The 17,038-nt window shown below is 59.7% G+C and carries 12 protein-coding genes and 5 tRNA genes; 6 read left to right on the top strand and 11 right to left on the bottom strand.

Annotated features, from left to right (window positions below; all coding sequences use genetic code 11):
- The first annotated feature begins 1 nt into the window (after position 1).
- Complete coding sequence (locus KGB23_RS18265; protein WP_223432074.1) at positions 2-3,280, top strand: EAL domain-containing protein; 3,279 nt, start codon at positions 2-4, stop codon at positions 3,278-3,280.
- Between the two features lie 322 nt (positions 3,281-3,602).
- Here the strand turns inward: KGB23_RS18265 and KGB23_RS18260 are convergent, their stop codons facing one another.
- From KGB23_RS18260 to gltX, 9 genes are all read right to left on the bottom strand, one after another.
- Positions 3,603-4,562 carry a tRNA dihydrouridine synthase gene (locus KGB23_RS18260; RefSeq protein WP_223432073.1) on the bottom strand — a complete coding sequence of 320 codons (960 nt, stop codon included), beginning with the start codon at positions 4,560-4,562 and terminating at the stop codon, positions 3,603-3,605.
- Between the two features lie 158 nt (positions 4,563-4,720).
- Entirely contained in the window at positions 4,721-5,158 is a 438-nt protein-coding gene (locus KGB23_RS18255; protein WP_046047743.1) for an acyl-CoA thioesterase, read from the bottom strand.
- 48 nt (positions 5,159-5,206) lie between these two features.
- Entirely contained in the window at positions 5,207-6,040 is an 834-nt protein-coding gene (locus KGB23_RS18250) for an alpha/beta fold hydrolase (protein ID WP_223432072.1), read from the bottom strand.
- Positions 6,041-6,071: 31 nt separating this feature from the next.
- The gene (locus tag KGB23_RS18245; RefSeq protein WP_008028313.1) at positions 6,072-6,611 is read right to left on the bottom strand and encodes a TetR/AcrR family transcriptional regulator; all 540 of its coding nucleotides are present in this window, start codon (positions 6,609-6,611) and stop codon (positions 6,072-6,074) included.
- A gap of 183 nt (positions 6,612-6,794) precedes the next feature.
- Positions 6,795-6,870, bottom strand: a tRNA-Glu gene (locus KGB23_RS18240).
- Between the two features lie 80 nt (positions 6,871-6,950).
- Positions 6,951-7,026: transfer RNA gene (locus KGB23_RS18235), tRNA-Ala, on the bottom strand.
- Between the two features lie 53 nt (positions 7,027-7,079).
- A tRNA-Glu gene (locus KGB23_RS18230) sits at positions 7,080-7,155 on the bottom strand.
- Positions 7,156-7,234: 79 nt separating this feature from the next.
- Positions 7,235-7,310 (bottom strand) — tRNA-Ala (locus tag KGB23_RS18225).
- A 284-nt stretch (positions 7,311-7,594) separates the two neighbouring features.
- Positions 7,595-9,076, bottom strand: coding sequence for a glutamate--tRNA ligase (gene gltX, locus KGB23_RS18220; protein WP_223432071.1), 1,482 nt, complete (start codon positions 9,074-9,076; stop codon positions 7,595-7,597).
- Between the two features lie 219 nt (positions 9,077-9,295).
- On the opposite strand from gltX, the gene KGB23_RS18215 reads away from it, so the two are divergent.
- Positions 9,296-10,345, top strand: a complete 1,050-nt coding sequence (locus KGB23_RS18215; protein ID WP_223432070.1) for an HlyD family secretion protein — start codon at positions 9,296-9,298, stop codon at positions 10,343-10,345.
- 49 nt (positions 10,346-10,394) lie between these two features.
- Positions 10,395-11,885 (top strand): MDR family MFS transporter, encoded by a 1,491-nt coding sequence (locus KGB23_RS18210; RefSeq protein WP_223432109.1) that lies wholly within the window; start codon positions 10,395-10,397, stop codon positions 11,883-11,885.
- A gap of 170 nt (positions 11,886-12,055) precedes the next feature.
- Here KGB23_RS18210 and uvrB read toward each other — a convergent pair whose 3' ends face one another.
- Positions 12,056-14,071, bottom strand: a complete 2,016-nt coding sequence (gene uvrB, locus KGB23_RS18205; protein ID WP_223432069.1) for an excinuclease ABC subunit UvrB — start codon at positions 14,069-14,071, stop codon at positions 12,056-12,058.
- Positions 14,072-14,408: 337 nt separating this feature from the next.
- On the opposite strand from uvrB, the gene KGB23_RS18200 reads away from it, so the two are divergent.
- Positions 14,409-15,605 carry an amino acid aminotransferase gene (locus KGB23_RS18200; protein ID WP_095128606.1) on the top strand — a complete coding sequence of 399 codons (1,197 nt, stop codon included), beginning with the start codon at positions 14,409-14,411 and terminating at the stop codon, positions 15,603-15,605.
- A 250-nt stretch (positions 15,606-15,855) separates the two neighbouring features.
- Positions 15,856-16,056, top strand: coding sequence for a hypothetical protein (locus KGB23_RS18195; protein WP_008151298.1), 201 nt, complete (start codon positions 15,856-15,858; stop codon positions 16,054-16,056).
- Here KGB23_RS18195 and KGB23_RS18190 read toward each other — a convergent pair.
- Positions 16,053-16,283, bottom strand: coding sequence for a hypothetical protein (locus KGB23_RS18190; protein WP_008007186.1), 231 nt, complete (start codon positions 16,281-16,283; stop codon positions 16,053-16,055). The two genes, KGB23_RS18195 and KGB23_RS18190, sit on opposite strands and share 4 nt — an antisense overlap.
- A 227-nt stretch (positions 16,284-16,510) precedes the next feature.
- Here KGB23_RS18190 and KGB23_RS18185 point away from each other — a divergent pair.
- Positions 16,511-16,586: transfer RNA gene (locus KGB23_RS18185), tRNA-Asn, on the top strand.
- Positions 16,587-17,038: the final 452 nt, after the last annotated feature.

The following is a 17,038-nucleotide window of genomic DNA, read 5'->3' as shown; positions in this document are numbered from 1 at the left end:
AATGCCGAAATCTGTTGACCGTATTCCGCCGATGCCGCGTATACAGGCGCTTGACCCAAAACGGTCCGAGCAGAGCTGGGAAAGCGCCCCACAATTGCTGGCCGCCCTTAACGGTGCACGGTTGGGCGCCTGGTATTGGGACATTGAACGTGGGCAGATCAGCTGGTCGCGGGGGACTCAGGCGCTGTTCGGCTTCGATCCCCGGCAACCGCTGCCGGCGGATCTGGAATACCTCGACTTGCTGCCGCCAGAGGATCGGGCGAAAACCATTCGCGCCTTCGACGCGGTGATCGCCGGCGCCCCGCTGGAACAGGCAATGCATCACCGCATCCGCTGGCCCGACGGCAGCCTGCACTGGCTTGAGATCAACGGCAGTCTGCTGCCGGACAAACACGGTCGACCACGGATGATTGGCGTCATCCGTGAAATCACCCACCAGCGCCAGCGCGAACAGGCGTTGAGCAGCTCGGAAAAACGCTTCGCCACGCTGTTCCACCTGTGTCCGAACATGGTGCTGCTGACTCGCCAGGAAGACGGTCTGATCAGCGAAGCCAACCAGTATTTCGAAAGCCTGTTTGGCTGGCCAGTGCAGAACGCTATTGGTCGCACCACTCTGGAACTGGGCCTCTGGGTGCATCCGGAGCAACGGGCGCAACTCGTCAAAGCCACCAAGGCCAAGGGCGAACTGGTCAGCATGGAGGTGCAATTTCGTGCCAGCAACGGCCAGATCCACGACGGAATCCTCAGCGCGCAAAAGGTCGAGCTCGAAGGCCAGCCTTATCTGCTGAGTACGTTCCTTGACACCACCGAACGCAAAGCCGCCGAACATGCCCTGAAAGACAGCCAGGAGCGCCTCGACCTGGCGCTGGATTCCGCGCAACTCGGCACCTGGGACTGGCACATTCCCAGTGGCATGCTTTACGGCTCGGCACGCGCCGCCCAGCTGCACGGGCTGGACCCCATACCTTTCCATGAATCCTTCGACGAGTTTTTCGAAGGCGTGCCCGGCGAAGAGCGCGACACCATGCGCGATGCCTATCGCAGCCTCCGAGAAGGCCCTGCCGGCAATTATCAACTGACCTACCGCGTGCAACTGCCGGACGGTAGCTCGCGCTTCCTGGAAAGCCGCGCCCGACTCTATCGCGATGAAAACGGTGTCCCGCTGCGCATGGCCGGCACCCTGCTCGACATTACCGATCAGGTGGAACGTGAGCAGCTGCTGGTAGCGTCCGAAGAGAAGTTCGCCACCCTGTTCCAGGTCAGCCCGGACCCGATTTGCGTGACCCGTCAGGACACCGGCCAATTTATCGAGATCAACTCCAGCTTCACCCAGACCTTCGGCTGGAGCGCCGCCGACGTGATTGGCCGCGGCGCCGACGAAATCGGTCTATGGGACGCATCGGCGCAAAGCCTGCGACGCATCGAGCAGGTCATCCGCGAACAGGGTCTGAACAACGTGGCGATCCTCGTTCAGCACAAAGACGGGCAAGCCCTGACCTGCGTGATTTCCAGCCGCCAGATCAGCGTCGGTGACCAGCCGTGCGTTGTCACCACCCTGCGCGATATCACTCAGCAGCAACGCTCGGAAGCCGCGCTCAAGGCCAGCGAAGAGAAGTTCGCCAAGGCGTTCCACTCCAGCCCCGACGCCATCACCATCACCGAGCGCGACACCGGGCGTTATCTGGAGGTTAACGATGGCTTTTGCCGCCTGACCGGTTACCGCGCTGATGAAGTGGTTGGTCGCACGGTGTATCAGGTCGGCATCTGGGCCGAGGAAAAACAACGTTCGGCGCTGCTCGCCGAACTCCAGATCAAGGGTCGGGTACTTCATCAGGAAATGCTCGGACGCAATAAACGCGGCGAGTTGCTGACCGTCGAAGTGTCGGTAGAACCGATCACCCTCAACGAAACCGCCTGCCTGCTGCTGACCGCGCGGGACGTCAGCCTGCTGAAAAACGCCGAAGCGCAGATCCGTCACCTGGCCTACCACGACCCGCTGACCAACCTGCCCAACCGCGCCCTGCTGATGGATCGCCTGAGTCAGCAGATTGCCCTGCTCAAGCGCCACAACCTGCGTGGCGCCCTGATGTTTCTCGACCTTGATCACTTCAAGCACATCAATGATTCGCTCGGTCATCCGGTGGGCGATACGGTGCTGAAAATCATCACTGCGCGCCTCGAAGCCAGCGTGCGCATGGAAGACACCGTCGCGCGTTTGGGCGGTGATGAGTTCGTGGTGCTGCTCAGCGGGCTCGAAGGCTCGCGCAACGACGTCAGCGAGCAAGTCCTGCAACTGGCGGACACCTTGCGTGAACTGCTGTCGGAGCCGATGTTCCTCGACGGACAACGCCTGCAAGTAACCCCGAGCATCGGTATCGCGCTGATTCCCGATCACGGCTCGACCCCGACCGACCTGCTCAAACGCGCCGACATCGCCCTCTACCGGGCCAAGGATTCGGGCCGCAACACCGCGCAGATGTACCACAACACCATGCAGAAGGCGGCGAGCGAACGCTTGCGCATGGAAACCGACCTGCGCCTGGCCCTTTCCCGGGGTGAGTTCCGCGTGCACTACCAGCCTCAGGTCGACGCCCGGAACGACCGCATCGTCGGCGCCGAGGCGCTGGTGCGCTGGAACCATCCGGACCTCGGCGCGCAATCGCCCACCGAGTTCATCAAGGTACTGGAGGACAGCGGCCTGATTCTGGAAGTCGGCACATGGATCATCGATGAAGCTTGCGCCGCCTTCAGGCAGCTGATTGCCAAGGGCCTGATAGACCCGCTCGACTTCAGCCTGTGCGTCAACATCAGCCCACGGCAATTTCGTCAGAATGACTTTGTCGAACGCATCGAACACAGCCTCGCCAGCCACGGTCTGCCCTGCTCGCTGCTGAAACTGGAAATCACCGAAGGCATCGTGATCCAGAACCTGGAAGACACCATCAACAAAATGCGTAGCCTGAAAAAACTCGGCGTGAGTTTCGCCATGGACGATTTCGGCACCGGTTATTCCTCGCTGACCTACCTCAAGCGTCTGCCGGTCGACACCCTGAAAATCGACCAATCGTTCATCCGCGACGCCACCACCGACCCCAACGACGCCGAGATCATCCGCGCCATCGTTGCCATGGCCCGTAGCCTGGAATTGAAAGTGATTGCCGAAGGGGTAGAGACGCCGGAGCAGCTGGAATTCTTGCAGGGGCTGGGCTGCCATTTTTATCAGGGGTATTTGCACAGCCCGCCGCTGCCGGTGGAGGACTTCCAGAAGCTCCTCAAATAACGCCGAAGCGCATGAAACTCTTGTAGCAGCTGCCGAGCAGCGCGAGGCTGCGTTCGGCTGCGAAGCAGTCGTTGATTCAGACGACGCGGTGTTTCAGTTAAAACTCGCTTGCAGGTTTTACGACTGCTTCGCAGCCGAACGCAGCCTCGCGCTGCTCGGCAGCTGCTACGGAACGTGCGTTAAGTTCGAGATGACGGGCACAAAAAAGGGCGCCAGTGGCGCCCTTTTCATTGCTCTGCCTTAGTGCTACAGCGCTGGCTTTTGCGTCCCGTTGATCGGGATGCGTTTGGATTGCTTTTCAAGAGATTATTTACAGATTTTTTCAGGCGGCTTCGGACACCTGAAGACCCAGTAAACGTGAGACCTGATCCAGTTCGGTCTCGCGACGCAGGACGGTGAACAGCTCGACCGCCTCGGGATAATTGCGGGTCAGCATCGCCAGCCACTGCTTCAAGCGACCCGGCGATTGGCGTGGCGTCATCTGCGCCTTGGCTTGCAACCAGAAGTCCTGAATCAGCGGCAACAACTCGGCCCAGGTCATCTCGACGACGTCCTCACCAGCTCGCGCCATTGCGATTTGCCGTGCCAGGTCCGGGCGCGACACCAGGCCGCGACCGAGCATGATGTCCTCGACACCGCTGATTTCGCGGCAACAACGCCAGTCTTCGACGCTCCAGATGTCGCCATTGGCGAACACCGGCACCTTGACGACATCTTGCACTCGGGGGATCCATTCCCAATGGGCTGGCGGCTTGTAGCCGTCAGTTTTGGTCCGTGCGTGAACCACGATGTGTGCCGCGCCACCTTCGGCCAGGGCCGTGGCACACACCAGCGCACCGTCCGGGCTGTCGAAACCGAGGCGCATCTTGGCAGTCACCGGAATGTGCGCCGGAACGGCGCGACGCACGTGTTCGACGATCTGGTTCAGCAGCTCAGGTTCTTTAAGCAGGACGGCGCCGCCACGGGACTTGTTCACAGTCTTGGCCGGGCAGCCGAAGTTGAGGTCGATGACCTCGGAACCCAGTTCGCAGGCCAGCGCAGCATTTTCCGCCAGGCACACCGGATCGGAACCGAGCAGCTGCACCCGCAGCGGCACGCCGGACGCGGTGCGGGCGCCGGTCAACAGTTCGGGGCCGAACTTGTGGTAATAGGCAGGCGTGAGCAGCTGGTCGTTGATCCGAATGAACTCGGTCACGCACCAATCGATACCGCCCACACGGGTCAGCACGTCCCGCAGGATGTTGTCGACCAACCCCTCCATGGGCGCCAAAGCAATTTGCATGAAAAACACACTCAACGAAAAACGTGCGGCAGTTTACAGGTTTAGCCCGTGTAGGAGCTGTCGAGTGAAACGAGGCTGCGATTTTTTGATCTTGCACTTCAAAGACAACATCAAAAGATCGCAGCCTCGTTTCACTCGACAGCTCCTACAAGGGACAGTCAGGCCGGGAGTTGCAGTGCAGGGCCATAACCCTCGATGAACTCCGCCGGCATGCGCTTGGGCTTGCCGGTCGACAGTTCGATGCAGACGAAGGTGGTTTGGGCCCGCAGCAACGTGGTGTTGTCGCTGGGGCGCTTCAACTGGAAGTGGCGGGTCATTTTCAGACGTTGGTCCCAATCGACGATCCATGTCGCCAATTGCAACTCATCGCCTTCATAGGCGGCCGCCAGGTAATCGATCTCGTGCCGCACCACCGCCATCGCCCGATCCAGTCGACGATATTCGACCAGGTCCAGGCCAAGCCGCTGGGAGTGGCGCCAGGCACAGCGCTCGAGCCAGGTCACGTACACCGCGTTATTCGCGTGACCCAGCCCATCGATGTCCTCTGCGCCGACTTCCAGATCAATGATAAATGGCGTTGCCCGATCCCAGCCCATGCCCCACTCCCGGTCAGAAAATTTTCACCGGGGCAGTGTAACGGATGCTCAGGCCGATTGGCGCGATTGCAGACTGCGACCGGCGAGCAACGAGAGAACGCCTTCGATCACCCGAGGGTCAGCCAGCACCCGTTGATGACCACCCTCTTCCAGGCGCAGTAAACGGCTGTCGAACCAGGCTTCGTTGATCAGCTGCGATTCCTTGACCGGAACGTAGTTATCATCTTCGGCGTGAACGATCAGGCCGGGCATGTCGAGCTGATAGTGCGCGACATCCAGCGCAGCAGCGCGCATGCCGACGTCTCTTTCGACCTGACGAATGAACGCCGAGCGGGCTCTCGGCGGCAGCCGCACATAGCGCGCGAAACCGCGCAACACGCCGAGAATCCGCGCCGGGGCAGCGATAGTGACCAGGGTTTCGGTACGCAAGCCCAACTGAACGGCGAGCATGGCACTGGCGCCGCCCATGGAATGACCGATGACGGCTTGCAGCGGCGGCAACTCGGCAGCGGCTTCAAGCATGGCCCGGGCGAACAGCACTACATTGGCTTCGCGACCCGGCGAGCGACCGTGGGCCGGACCGTCCAGCGCAACCACGGTGTAACCGGCATCGACCAACGCGGTGATGAGGCTGGCAAACTGCGTCGGCCGGCCTTCCCAACCGTGCATCAGCAACACGGCGGGGCCTTGCCCCCAACGCAGCGCCGAGAGGCCGAAGCGCAGGGTGATTCGCTCGGACTTCGCCAGCAGCGGTAATTCCCAATCGCGCGGTGGCAGTTCCCGCGGCGTCATGAATGCCAGTCGCATTTTGCTCGCGACCAGTTTCGGTGCGAACCAGCCCAAGGTGCCATTAACGCCACGAACCCACTTCAACGTGCTCATCGCTTTCACTCCTCAGGCTAATACCTTTAGGTCACAGCACCGCAGACTTGGCGGCGCGCAGCAATCGATCGGACAACTCTCCTGGCCCCAACGCGCGAGCCAAAGCCAAACCACCGACCATCAAGGCCATGTCGGCCAAGGCTTTATCAGTGTCTTCCGGGCTGGCCGCCAACTGCGCGACCATCATTTCCACATGTTCATTCAACGCCACGCGAAACGCGTCCGGCAGGCGCCCCAGCTCACCGACAGAAGCCGGAATCGGGCAGGCTGACTCAGAGGAATCACGGTGTTTGCGAGACAGATAAAATGCAGCGACCAACGCGCGACGCTCTTCGCCGGTCAATTCGGCGTCCATGTCGGCGATCAAGCCACGACGGTGACCGAGCAGTTGCTTGAACGCTTCCAGCATCATCGCGTCCTTGCTTTCGAAGTGCGCGTAGAAGCCGCCGACGGTCAGGCCGGCCGCGCCCATCACTTCGCCCACGCTCGGTTCGGCCGGGCCGCGCTGAATCAGCGCTGCGCTGGCAGCCTTGAGGATGCGTTCGCGGGTTTGAGCTTTTTTATCGTTCATCGTTGCCTCCGAATATTACGACTAGAATATTATTCTCATAATAATTTTACGCAAGTCGTGGATGTGACCGCTGGTCTGAAGAACAGTTTGAAAGAATTAGGGGATTTGGCCAAACGCCAGACAAACAAAAGGGCCATTCAATAATTGAATGACCCTTATAAAATCCCGCAGAGCGGGTAATCGTGGCGTCCCCTAGGGGACTCGAACCCCTGTTACCGCCGTGAAAGGGCGGTGTCCTAGGCCACTAGACGAAGGGGACGCAAAACCTTCTATACAACTGATCAGTGCTGAGAGCTGATCGATTCAAGGCCGGTGTGGCCAGACCTTGAACTGTAAAATTGGTGGAGCTTAGCGGGATCGAACCGCTGACCTCCTGCATGCCATGCAGGCGCTCTCCCAGCTGAGCTAAAGCCCCGGATTTTTCGCCTCGCGGCGGAGCGACATTTTGCAACATCGCTTCTGTAAAACTGGCGTCCCCTAGGGGACTCGAACCCCTGTTACCGCCGTGAAAGGGCGGTGTCCTAGGCCACTAGACGAAGGGGACGCAAACCCTTCTATACAACAGATCAACGCTGAGTGTTGATCGCTTCAAGGCCGGTGTGGCCAGACCTTGAAGTGTAAATTGGTGGAGCTAGACGGGATCGAACCGTCGACCTCTTGCATGCCATGCAAGCGCTCTCCCAGCTGAGCTATAGCCCCTCATCGCTGAGGACGGGGCGAATCTTAATGGCGCATCGGAAGGCTGTCAAACTTATTTTTAAAATATTTCAAAGTTTTTTGCCGACATAACAATCACTTACCGCCGAACCCCATAAATCCGAGGCCATATCCGTCCCAGTAGCAGCTGCCGCAGGCTGCGTTCGAGTGCGCAGCACTCGCGATTCGGCCACCCTGCCCTTTCAGACAGAATGTGTAGCGGCCACAAAGGGCCGCTGCGCAGCCCAACGCAGCCTTCGGCAGCTGCTACACGGGAACGGAGTGGATCAGGCGATGTTGCCCAACAGTTTTTCCCACTCCTTGTTTTCCTTCTTCGACACGCCGCCCAGCAGGTCGATCGCCTGGCGCAGACGGAAACGGGTCAGGTCCGGACCGAGGATTTCCATCGCATCGAGCACCGATACCGAACTGGCCTGGCCAGTGATCGCGGCAAACATCAGCGGCATGGCGTCACGCAACTTCAGCTCCAGGGATTCGACCACCGCTTGAATCGTTGCGGTGATGCTGTCCTTCTCCCACTGACGCAGGCTTTCCAGCTTCCACAGGATTAACTGCATCAACTGACGCACCTGATCGCCCGACAGCTTCTTGGACTCAAACAGCTTGGCGTCCGGGTTCACGCCACCGGCGAAGAAGAAACCGGCCAGCGGTGCAACCTGGCTGAACGTTTCAACCCGACCCTGCACGTGCGGCGCGATCTTCATCATGTATTCCGGGTTCAGCGCCCAGGTTTGCAGGCGCGAAGCGAACTCTTCCACCGGCAGGTCACGCAGCCATTGGCCGTTGAGCCACGACAGCTTCTCGACGTCAAAAATTGGCCCGCCGAGGGAGACGCGGCTCAGGTCGAAGTTATCGACCATTTCCTGCAGCGAGAACTTCTCACGCTCGTCCGGCATCGACCAGCCCATGCGCCCGAGGTAGTTGAGCATCGCTTCCGGCATGAAGCCCATGCGTTCGTAGAACGTCACCGAGGTCGGGTTCTTGCGCTTGGACAGCTTGCTCTTGTCCGGGTTACGCAGCAGCGGCATGTAGCACAGCTGCGGTTGCTCCCAACCGAAGTACTCGTACAGCAGAATCAGTTTCGGCGCCGACGGCAGCCACTCTTCGCCCCGCAGAACGTGGGTGATGCCCATCAGGTGGTCATCGACCACGTTGGCCAGGAAGTACGTCGGCAGACCGTCGGTCTTCATCAGCACTTGCATGTCCATACGATCCCATGGGATCTCGACGTCACCACGCAGCATGTCCGGCACCACGCAAACGCCTTCGCTCGGCACTTTCATGCGGATCACGTGCGGCTCGCCGGCTGCCAGACGACGATCGACTTCTTCCTTGGACAGCAACAGCGCACGGCCGTCGTAACGCGGGGTTTCGCCGCGGGCCATTTGCTCGGCGCGCATCTGGTCCAGCTCTTCGGCCGTACAGAAACACGGGAACGCGTGGCCCATTTCGACCAACTGCTGGCAGTACTTCTGATAGATGTCGCCACGCTCGCTCTGACGGTAAGGGCCGTGCGGGCCGCCAACGTCCGGGCCTTCGCTCCAGTCGATACCCAACCAGCGCAGGGCGTCGAAAATCTGTTGTTCGGACTCGCGGGTCGAACGCAATTGGTCGGTGTCTTCGATCCGCAGGATGAACTCACCGCCGTGCTGCTTGGCAAAGCAGTAGTTGAACAAAGCGATGTAAGCGGTACCTACGTGGGGATCCCCGGTAGGCGATGGCGCGATGCGAGTGCGGACGGTGGTCATGGCAAGTCTCGAAATGAAGATAAAACAAAGGGCGAATGGTAACAGGCGTTGCCCGCCCGGCTCCAGTGAGCAGGGCATTTAAGCCAAGGTTGCGTCTACAACGGGCTCTAGCCTTGGTGAATGGCCGATTATCAGCCGATGGCATTTACCCATCATTCGCTGTATGCCAGATTTGACCACTGATAACTTTCCTTACAATTTCTCGACTACAGTCTGCCCATGCCTGCCCAACTCAAGCGTCGCCTGTCTATTTTCCTGCTGCTCGTCCTGCTGATTGCCGGGGGCTTTTTCGCCCAGTGGTTCTTCAAGGGGCGATTCTATGAAAGCACCGACAACGCTTATGTCCAGGGCGAGATCACCCGCGTGTCGAGCCAACTGGGCGCGCGCATCGATCAGGTGCTGGTGCAGGACAACCAGCACGTCGAGAAAGGCCAGTTGCTGATCGAGCTCGAAGGCGATGACTTCCACCTCGCCGTCGACCGCGCCAACGCTACCCTCGCGACCCGCCAGGCCGAACGCCTGCAAGCCCAGAGCAAACTCACTCAGCAAGCCAGCCTGATTGCCGCCAGTGACGCGCAAGTCGCGTCCAGCCAGGCCAGTCTCGGCCGCTCGCAGATCGACTTGTCTCGCGCGCAAACCCTGCGCAAACCCGGCTACGTGTCGGAAGAACGGGTGACCACCCTCTCCGCCGACAACCACATCGCCCGCTCGCAAGTGACCAAGGCCCAGGCGGACGCCCAAAGTCAGCGCCAACAAATCAACTCACTGAGCGCCGAGATCAAACGCCTCGACGCCATGATCGCCAACGCCAAAACCGATCTGGCCCAGGCCGAGCTGAACCTGACCCGCAGCGAAATCCACGCGCCCATCAGCGGCCTGATCGGCCAGCGCGCCGCCCGCGAAGGCCAGTATGTGCAGACAGGTGCTTACCTGATGTCGATCGTCCCGGATCAGGACATCTGGATTCAGGCCAACTTCAAGGAAACCCAGATTGGTCATATGCAGCCCGGCCAAAAAGCCGAACTGATCTTTGACGCCTACAGCGACATGCCAATCGATGCGCGAGTCGACAGCCTGTTTGCCGCCTCGGGCGCGCAGTTCAGCCTGTTGCCGCCGGACAATGCCACCGGCAACTTCACCAAAGTCGTACAACGGATTCCGGTAAAACTGACCTTCGCCGCGGACAATCCGCTGCAAGGCAAAATTCGTCCGGGCATGTCGGTCACCGCTAAAGTGAACATCAAAGACACGCCTGACGATGGCCGGTGATCAACTGATCCGACCGGTCGGCGAACCGACCCGGCGGGACTGGATCGCGGTGATGAGCGTGATGCTCGGCGCCTTCATGGCGGTGCTCGACATCCAGATCACCAACTCGTCGCTCAAGGACATTCAGGGCGCGCTGTCGGCCACCCTGGAAGAAGGCTCGTGGATTTCCACCTCGTACCTGGTGGCGGAAATCATCATGATCCCGCTGACGGCGTGGCTGGTGCAGTTGCTCTCGGCGCGACGGCTGGCAGTGTGGGTGTCCCTCGGATTTCTCGCGGCCTCCCTGCTCTGCTCCATGGCCTGGAGCCTGGAAAGCATGATCGTCTTCCGTGCCTTGCAGGGCTTCACCGGCGGCGCGCTGATCCCGCTGGCATTCACCCTCACGCTGATCAAACTCCCCGAACATCACCGCGCCAAAGGCATGGCGATGTTTGCCATGACCGCAACATTCGCGCCCTCCATCGGCCCGACCCTCGGTGGCTGGCTGACCGAGAACTGGGGCTGGGAATACATCTTCTACATCAACATTCCGCCGGGGCTGATCATGATCGCCGGCCTGATGTACGGCCTGGAGAAGAAAGAAGCTCATTGGGAACTGCTGAAAAGCACCGACTACCTGGGCATTCTCACGCTGGGCGTCGGCCTCGGTTGTTTGCAGGTGTTTTTGGAGGAAGGCCATCGCAAGGACTGGCTGGAATCCAGCCTGATCGTAACCCTGGGCAGCATCGCGCTAGTCAGCCTGATCACCTTTGTGATCGTGCAGACGTCCAAGCCCAATCCGCTGATCAACCTCGGCATCCTGCGCAATCGCAACTTTGGATTATCGAGTATTTCCAGTGTCGGGATGGGAGTCGGATTGTACGGCTCGATCTACCTGTTGCCGCTGTACCTGGCGCAGATCCAGAACTACAACGCCTTGCAGATCGGCGAAGTGATCATGTGGATGGGCGTGCCGCAGCTGTTTCTGATTCCGCTGGTGCCGAAGCTGATGAAGTACGTCTCGCCGAAATGGCTGTGCACGTTGGGTTTCGGGCTGTTTGGATTGGCGAGTTTTTCATCGGGGGTGTTGAACCCGGACTTCGCCGGGCCGCAGTTCAATCAGATCCAGATCATCCGCGCGCTGGGCCAGCCGCTGATCATGGTGACCATCTCGCTGATCGCCACGGCGTACATTCTGCCGCAAGACGCGGGGTCGGCGTCGAGCCTGTTCAACATCCTGCGCAACCTCGGCGGCGCGATTGGCATCGCCCTCCTCGCCACGTTGCTGGATGCACGAACCAAGACTTACTTTGATTATTTACGTGAAGCGATTGTGCCGACCAACCCGCAGGTGGCCGAGCGCATGGCGTCGCTGACGGACCGGTTTGGCAGTGAGACGGCAGCGCTGGGCAAGCTCAGTGAAATTGCGCATCAGCAGGCGTCGATCATGGCTTACAACGATGCGTTTCACTTTGTCGGGATTGCGCTGGGGGTCAGCATGATTGCGGTGTTGCTGACCAAGGCGTTGCCTGCGGGATTGAAGGCTGGGGAAGCTCATTAATTTCGAGCCATGCACGAACCTGTGGCGAGGGGGCTTGCCCCCGCTGGGCTGCGCAGCGGCCCCAAAACCTGACGCCGCGATGTGTCAGGATTACATCGCTAGCGGGTTTTACGACTGCTGCGCAGCCGAACGGGGGCAAGCCCCCTCGCCACAGGGACCTCGTTTCGCCATCAGACAGTAATCAACCGCTCCCGCAACTTGCCAATCTCGTCGCGCATCTGCGCCGCTGCTTCGAACTCCAGGTCGCGGGCGAGTTGGTACATTTTCTCTTCCAGCGCCTTGATACGCTTGGCGATTTCACCCGGCGAGCGCAGTTCCGCTTCGTACTTGGCGTTTTCCTCGGCGGCCTTGGCCATGCCTTTGCGCTTCTTGCTGCGCGAACCCGGCACGGTGGCGCCTTCCATGATGTCGGCAACGTCCTTGAACACGCCTTTGGGCGTGATGCCATTGGCCAGGTTAAAGGCAATCTGCTTGTCGCGACGACGCTCGGTTTCGCCGATCGCCCGCTCCATGGAACCGGTGATGCGATCCGCGTAGAGAATCGCCCGACCATTGAGGTTGCGCGCTGCCCGGCCGATGGTCTGGATCAGCGAGCGTTCGGAACGCAGGAAGCCTTCCTTGTCTGCATCGAGGATTGCCACCAGCGAGACTTCCGGCATGTCCAGGCCTTCACGCAGCAGGTTGATCCCCACCAGCACATCGAAAGTGCCCAGACGCAGATCGCGGATGATCTCGACCCGTTCCACCGTGTCGATGTCCGAGTGCAGATAACGTACCCGCACGCCGTGGTCGGCCAGGTAATCGGTCAAGTCTTCGGACATACGCTTGGTCAGCGTGGTGACCAGCACCCGCTCTTCCTGCGCCACACGCTTGCCGATCTCCGAGAGCAGATCATCGACTTGGGTCAACGCCGGGCGGATTTCGATTTGCGGGTCCACCAGGCCAGTCGGACGCACCAGTTGCTCGACCACGCGACCGGCGTGTTCTGCCTCGTAATTACCCGGCGTGGCCGAGACGAAAATCGTCTGCGGGCTGATGTTTTCGAACTCGTCGAAGCGCATCGGTCGGTTATCCAGCGCGGACGGCAGACGGAAACCGTATTCCACCAGCGTCTCTTTACGCGAGCGGTCGCCCTTATACATGGCGCCGACCTGCGGCACGCTGACGTGGGATTCGTCGATCACCAGCAAGGCGTCAGCCGGCAGGTAGTCAAACAAAGTCGGCGGCGCCTGGCCGGATTCACGGCCCGACAGGTAGCGCGAGTAGTTTTCGATGCCGTTGCAATAACCCAGTTCGAGGATCATCTCCAGATCGAAACGAGTGCGCTGCTCCAGGCGCTGGGCCTCAACGAGTTTATTGTTGGTGCGCAGGTAGTCCAGGCGCTCCTGCAACTCGACTTTGATCCCTTCGACGGCACCCAGCAGGGTTTCTCGCGGGGTCACGTAGTGGCTTTTCGGATAGAACGTGAACCGCGGCAGCTTGCGAATCACTTCGCCGGTCAGCGGATCGAAAGCGGACAGGCTCTCCACTTCGTCATCGAACAGCTCGATACGGATCGCTTCGAAATCGGATTCCGCCGGGTGGATATCAATCACATCGCCGCGGACCCGGAAGGTCGCACGGGCAAACTCCATGTCGTTGCGGGTGTATTGCAGGTCAGCCAAGCGACGCAGCAACGCACGCTGATCGAGCTTGTCGCCGCGATCAACGTGCAGAACCATCTTCAAATAGGTTTCCGGACTGCCCAGACCGTAGATGCACGACACGGTGGTGACGATGATCGCGTCCTTGCGCTCCAGCAGTGCCTTGGTCGCCGACAATCGCATCTGCTCGATGTGATCGTTGATCGAGGCGTCTTTCTCGATGAACGTATCCGATGACGGCACGTAGGCCTCGGGCTGGTAGTAGTCGTAGTACGAAACGAAGTATTCGACGGCGTTGTTCGGGAAGAACGCCTTGAACTCACCGTACAACTGCGCGGCCAGGGTCTTGTTCGGTGCCAGCACCAGAGTCGGACGCTGAATCTGGGCGATCACATTGGCGATGCTGAAGGTCTTGCCCGAGCCGGTCACACCGAGCAACGTCTGGTGCGCCAACCCGGCTTCGATGCCCTCGACCATCAGGCGGATGGCTTCCGGCTGATCGCCGGCGGGCTCGAAGCGGGTGACTAGCTGGAATTCAGACATGAAAAACCTCTGGGTTCGCGCCTGTCCGGGCGAACCGGGCAGCAACGGGAAAGACCGCAAACGACCGATGTCGCCCGAGGAAAAAACTGGATTGTGCTCAATGTGGAGCCGATTGCCCTCGCTTTCAAGGCAAACGTCCTACATCGGGTAAAACCTTTGACGATGCCAATCGACTAACGGTCGAGAAATAATCGGAAAAACTTACCGTAAAAGCCGAATCGTCTGTCGCCATCAATCGCAGATGGCCTCTATACTAGCTCCCCGTTTGTGCACCGCTCTAGTGCATTCGGCTGGAGCGCGACACGTCCCTCCACTTTCCATTCAGAGCCGCCGCAAAATGAGCCTGTTCTCCGCTGTCGAAATGGCACCACGCGATCCAATCCTGGGCCTCAACGAAGCATTCAACGCCGACACCCGTACCAACAAGGTCAACCTGGGGGTCGGTGTTTACTGCAACGAGGAGGGGCGAATTCCACTCCTGCGCGCCGTTGTCGAAGCCGAGACGATTCGCGTCGCTCAACATGCTTCCCGTGGCTACTTGCCAATCGACGGCATCGCCGCCTACGACCAGGCTGTGCAGAAACTGCTGTTCGGCAATGACTCGCCACTGATCGCCGCTGGCCGCGTCATCACCACCCAAGCCGTTGGCGGTACTGGCGCACTGAAAATCGGTGCCGACTTCCTCAAGCAACTGCTGCCGAACGCTGTCGTGGCGATCAGCGACCCAAGCTGGGAAAACCACCGCGCGCTGTTCGAAACGGCCGGCTTCCCGGTGCAGAACTATCGCTACTACGACGCCGCAACCCACGACGTGAACCGTGTTGGCTTGCTGGAAGACTTGAACGCCCTGCCGTCCGGCTCCATCGTTGTCCTGCACGCTTGCTGCCACAACCCGACCGGTGTGGACCTGAGCCCGGCGGACTGGAATAACGTACTGGACGTGGTGAAAGCCAAAGGTCACGTACCGTTCCTCGACATGGCCTACCAGGGCTTTGGCGATGGCATCGACGAAGACGCCGCAGCTGTACGCCTGTTCGCTGAATCGGGCCTGACCTTCTTCGTCTCCAGCTCGTTCTCCAAATCGTTCTCGCTGTACGGCGAGCGCGTGGGCGCCCTGTCGATTGTCAGCGAATCGAAAGAAGAAAGCGCGCGCGTGCTGTCGCAAGTCAAACGCGTGATCCGCACCAACTACTCCAACCCGCCGACCCACGGTGCAAGCATCGTCGCCGCTGTACTGAACAGCCCGGAACTGCGCGCTCAGTGGGAAGAAGAACTGGCTGAAATGCGTCTGCGGATTCGCGGCATGCGCATTCAGATGGTCGACCTGCTGGCGAAAAACGCCCCGCAGCGCGACTTCAGCTTCGTCGGTCGTCAGCGCGGCATGTTCTCCTACTCCGGCCTGACGGTCGAGCAAGTGACCCGCCTGCGCAGCGAGTTCGGTATCTACGCCCTGGACACCGGCCGCATCTGCGTGGCCGCGCTGAACCAGAGCAACATCGACGTTGTGACCAAGGCCATCGTTGCGGTGATCTGAGTCGTCGAGTGGTAAAAAAACGGGAAGCCCTAGGGCTTCCCGTTTTTAATTGCCTCAGAAAATTCTCAACCCGGCGACCGGGCGCTCTAGACTGCACACAGATCAAATGTGGGAGCAGCGGTGCGGCGATCCGACTTGCTCGCGAAAGCGGTGCAACAGGCAACATTGATATCGACTGACACACCCTCTTCGCGAGCAAGCCCGCTCCCACAGGTTTTATGTACACCCCGAAATTCTTACGAGAGCCAACATGAAAAACGATGACCTACGCGCCGACCGCGATGAGCTGGACCACTTCGTGCCTCGCACCCCGGCCAAACGCGGTAACAACCTGGTGATGCAAGTCGCGGCTGGCGTGTTTCTCGGCGGCCTGGCCTTGTGGCTGGTGCAACTGGCCGCAACGATGCTGTACGCAAAACTGATGCTCGCCACTGTCACATTCGGCGGTTAGGCCAGTTCGGTTGCACGCTGGCTGGCAGCGTCGTCATAGGCGACGTAGAGCGATTCGGCGACCTGGCTTTTGATGGCCTTGGTGCTTTCCAGGCCCAGGACAAACCCTTCGGCCTTGCCACCGGCACGGTTCAATTCATCAGCGGTGCTGGCCTGAGTGATTGCGTCGAACAGTTTTTCGGCGTGAGGGCCGACGCCTTTGGGCAAGCTGATTTGAGCGATGCTCATGCGAACACCCCGTTGTGGCGAGGTGTGGTGGTTGGGTGATTCATGGCGCGTACCTTTTCGGCGAATGGCCGGCAGCGCGTGTAACCACTTCCGGGTGGCCATGGTAGACCTCTGAGGCGATTCTGGTAACCGCCCACGGTCGATAAACCACCGTCCGTCCCCGTGAACCCGCCAAATTGCTAATAGATGCTTGACTTCTCTTTTTGAATCAGTAACATACACGCCATTCCGCGATAGCTCAGTTGGTAGAGCAAGTGACTGTTAATCACTGGGTCCCTGGTTCGAGTCCAGGTCGTGGAGCCAGACAGCAATATCGAAAAGCCCCTGAATCGAAAGGTTCAGGGGCTTTTTTGTGGCCGCCATAAACACGCAATCCCTCAAATCATCCCGCCGTTGAAAGTAGGAAATCTCCTAACTTTCCGTAGCCGAGATTTCTACTTTCCTTTTACCCCCGTAAACCTTGGACCAGAGCGCCAGCAACGACTTCGGTGATGGCCAGATGCGGCCTGTGAATCAGCAACTTTGTACGTTATGAATAGCGCCTTTCGCCTACCGATAGCCTTGGATTGTTCGCGTGTCAGAGTTACTCAAACTCAAGGAGAACACCCTTGTCCCTCACCCTTCAGGCTCGTTGAGCTTTGGCACTCTCCCCCGTCATGCCCAAGTTCGATTTACGGGGAGGTGAGATTTTCCTGAGGGTCGGGATACACAAAGGAATAAACAAAGGGTTCGGCGTCCGGCATGTTTGGGAAGCC

The sequence above is a fragment of the Pseudomonas sp. GL-B-26 genome (genome assembly GCF_019947405.1).
GTDB lineage: Bacteria > Pseudomonadota > Gammaproteobacteria > Pseudomonadales > Pseudomonadaceae > Aquipseudomonas.
The sequence above is the reverse complement of the archived record's forward strand: the minus strand, read 5'-3'. Positions and strand labels throughout refer to the sequence as shown.

Bases quoted from the DNA above. Each gene is read 5' to 3' on its own strand.
- KGB23_RS18265 (WP_223432074.1), top strand. From the start codon at position 2: ATGCCGAAATCTGTTGACCGTATTCCGCCGATGCCGCGTATACAGGCG.
- KGB23_RS18260 (WP_223432073.1), bottom strand. From the start codon at position 4,562: ATGCAAATTGCTTTGGCGCCCATGGAGGGGTTGGTCGACAACATCCTG.
- KGB23_RS18255 (WP_046047743.1), bottom strand. From the start codon at position 5,158: ATGGGCTGGGATCGGGCAACGCCATTTATCATTGATCTGGAAGTCGGC.
- KGB23_RS18250 (WP_223432072.1), bottom strand. From the start codon at position 6,040: ATGAGCACGTTGAAGTGGGTTCGTGGCGTTAATGGCACCTTGGGCTGG.
- KGB23_RS18245 (WP_008028313.1), bottom strand. From the start codon at position 6,611: ATGAACGATAAAAAAGCTCAAACCCGCGAACGCATCCTCAAGGCTGCC.
- gltX (WP_223432071.1), bottom strand. From the start codon at position 9,076: ATGACCACCGTCCGCACTCGCATCGCGCCATCGCCTACCGGGGATCCC.
- KGB23_RS18215 (WP_223432070.1), top strand. From the start codon at position 9,296: ATGCCTGCCCAACTCAAGCGTCGCCTGTCTATTTTCCTGCTGCTCGTC.
- uvrB (WP_223432069.1), bottom strand. From the start codon at position 14,071: ATGTCTGAATTCCAGCTAGTCACCCGCTTCGAGCCCGCCGGCGATCAG.
- KGB23_RS18200 (WP_095128606.1), top strand. From the start codon at position 14,409: ATGAGCCTGTTCTCCGCTGTCGAAATGGCACCACGCGATCCAATCCTG.
- KGB23_RS18195 (WP_008151298.1), top strand. From the start codon at position 15,856: ATGAAAAACGATGACCTACGCGCCGACCGCGATGAGCTGGACCACTTC.
- KGB23_RS18190 (WP_008007186.1), bottom strand. From the start codon at position 16,283: ATGAGCATCGCTCAAATCAGCTTGCCCAAAGGCGTCGGCCCTCACGCC.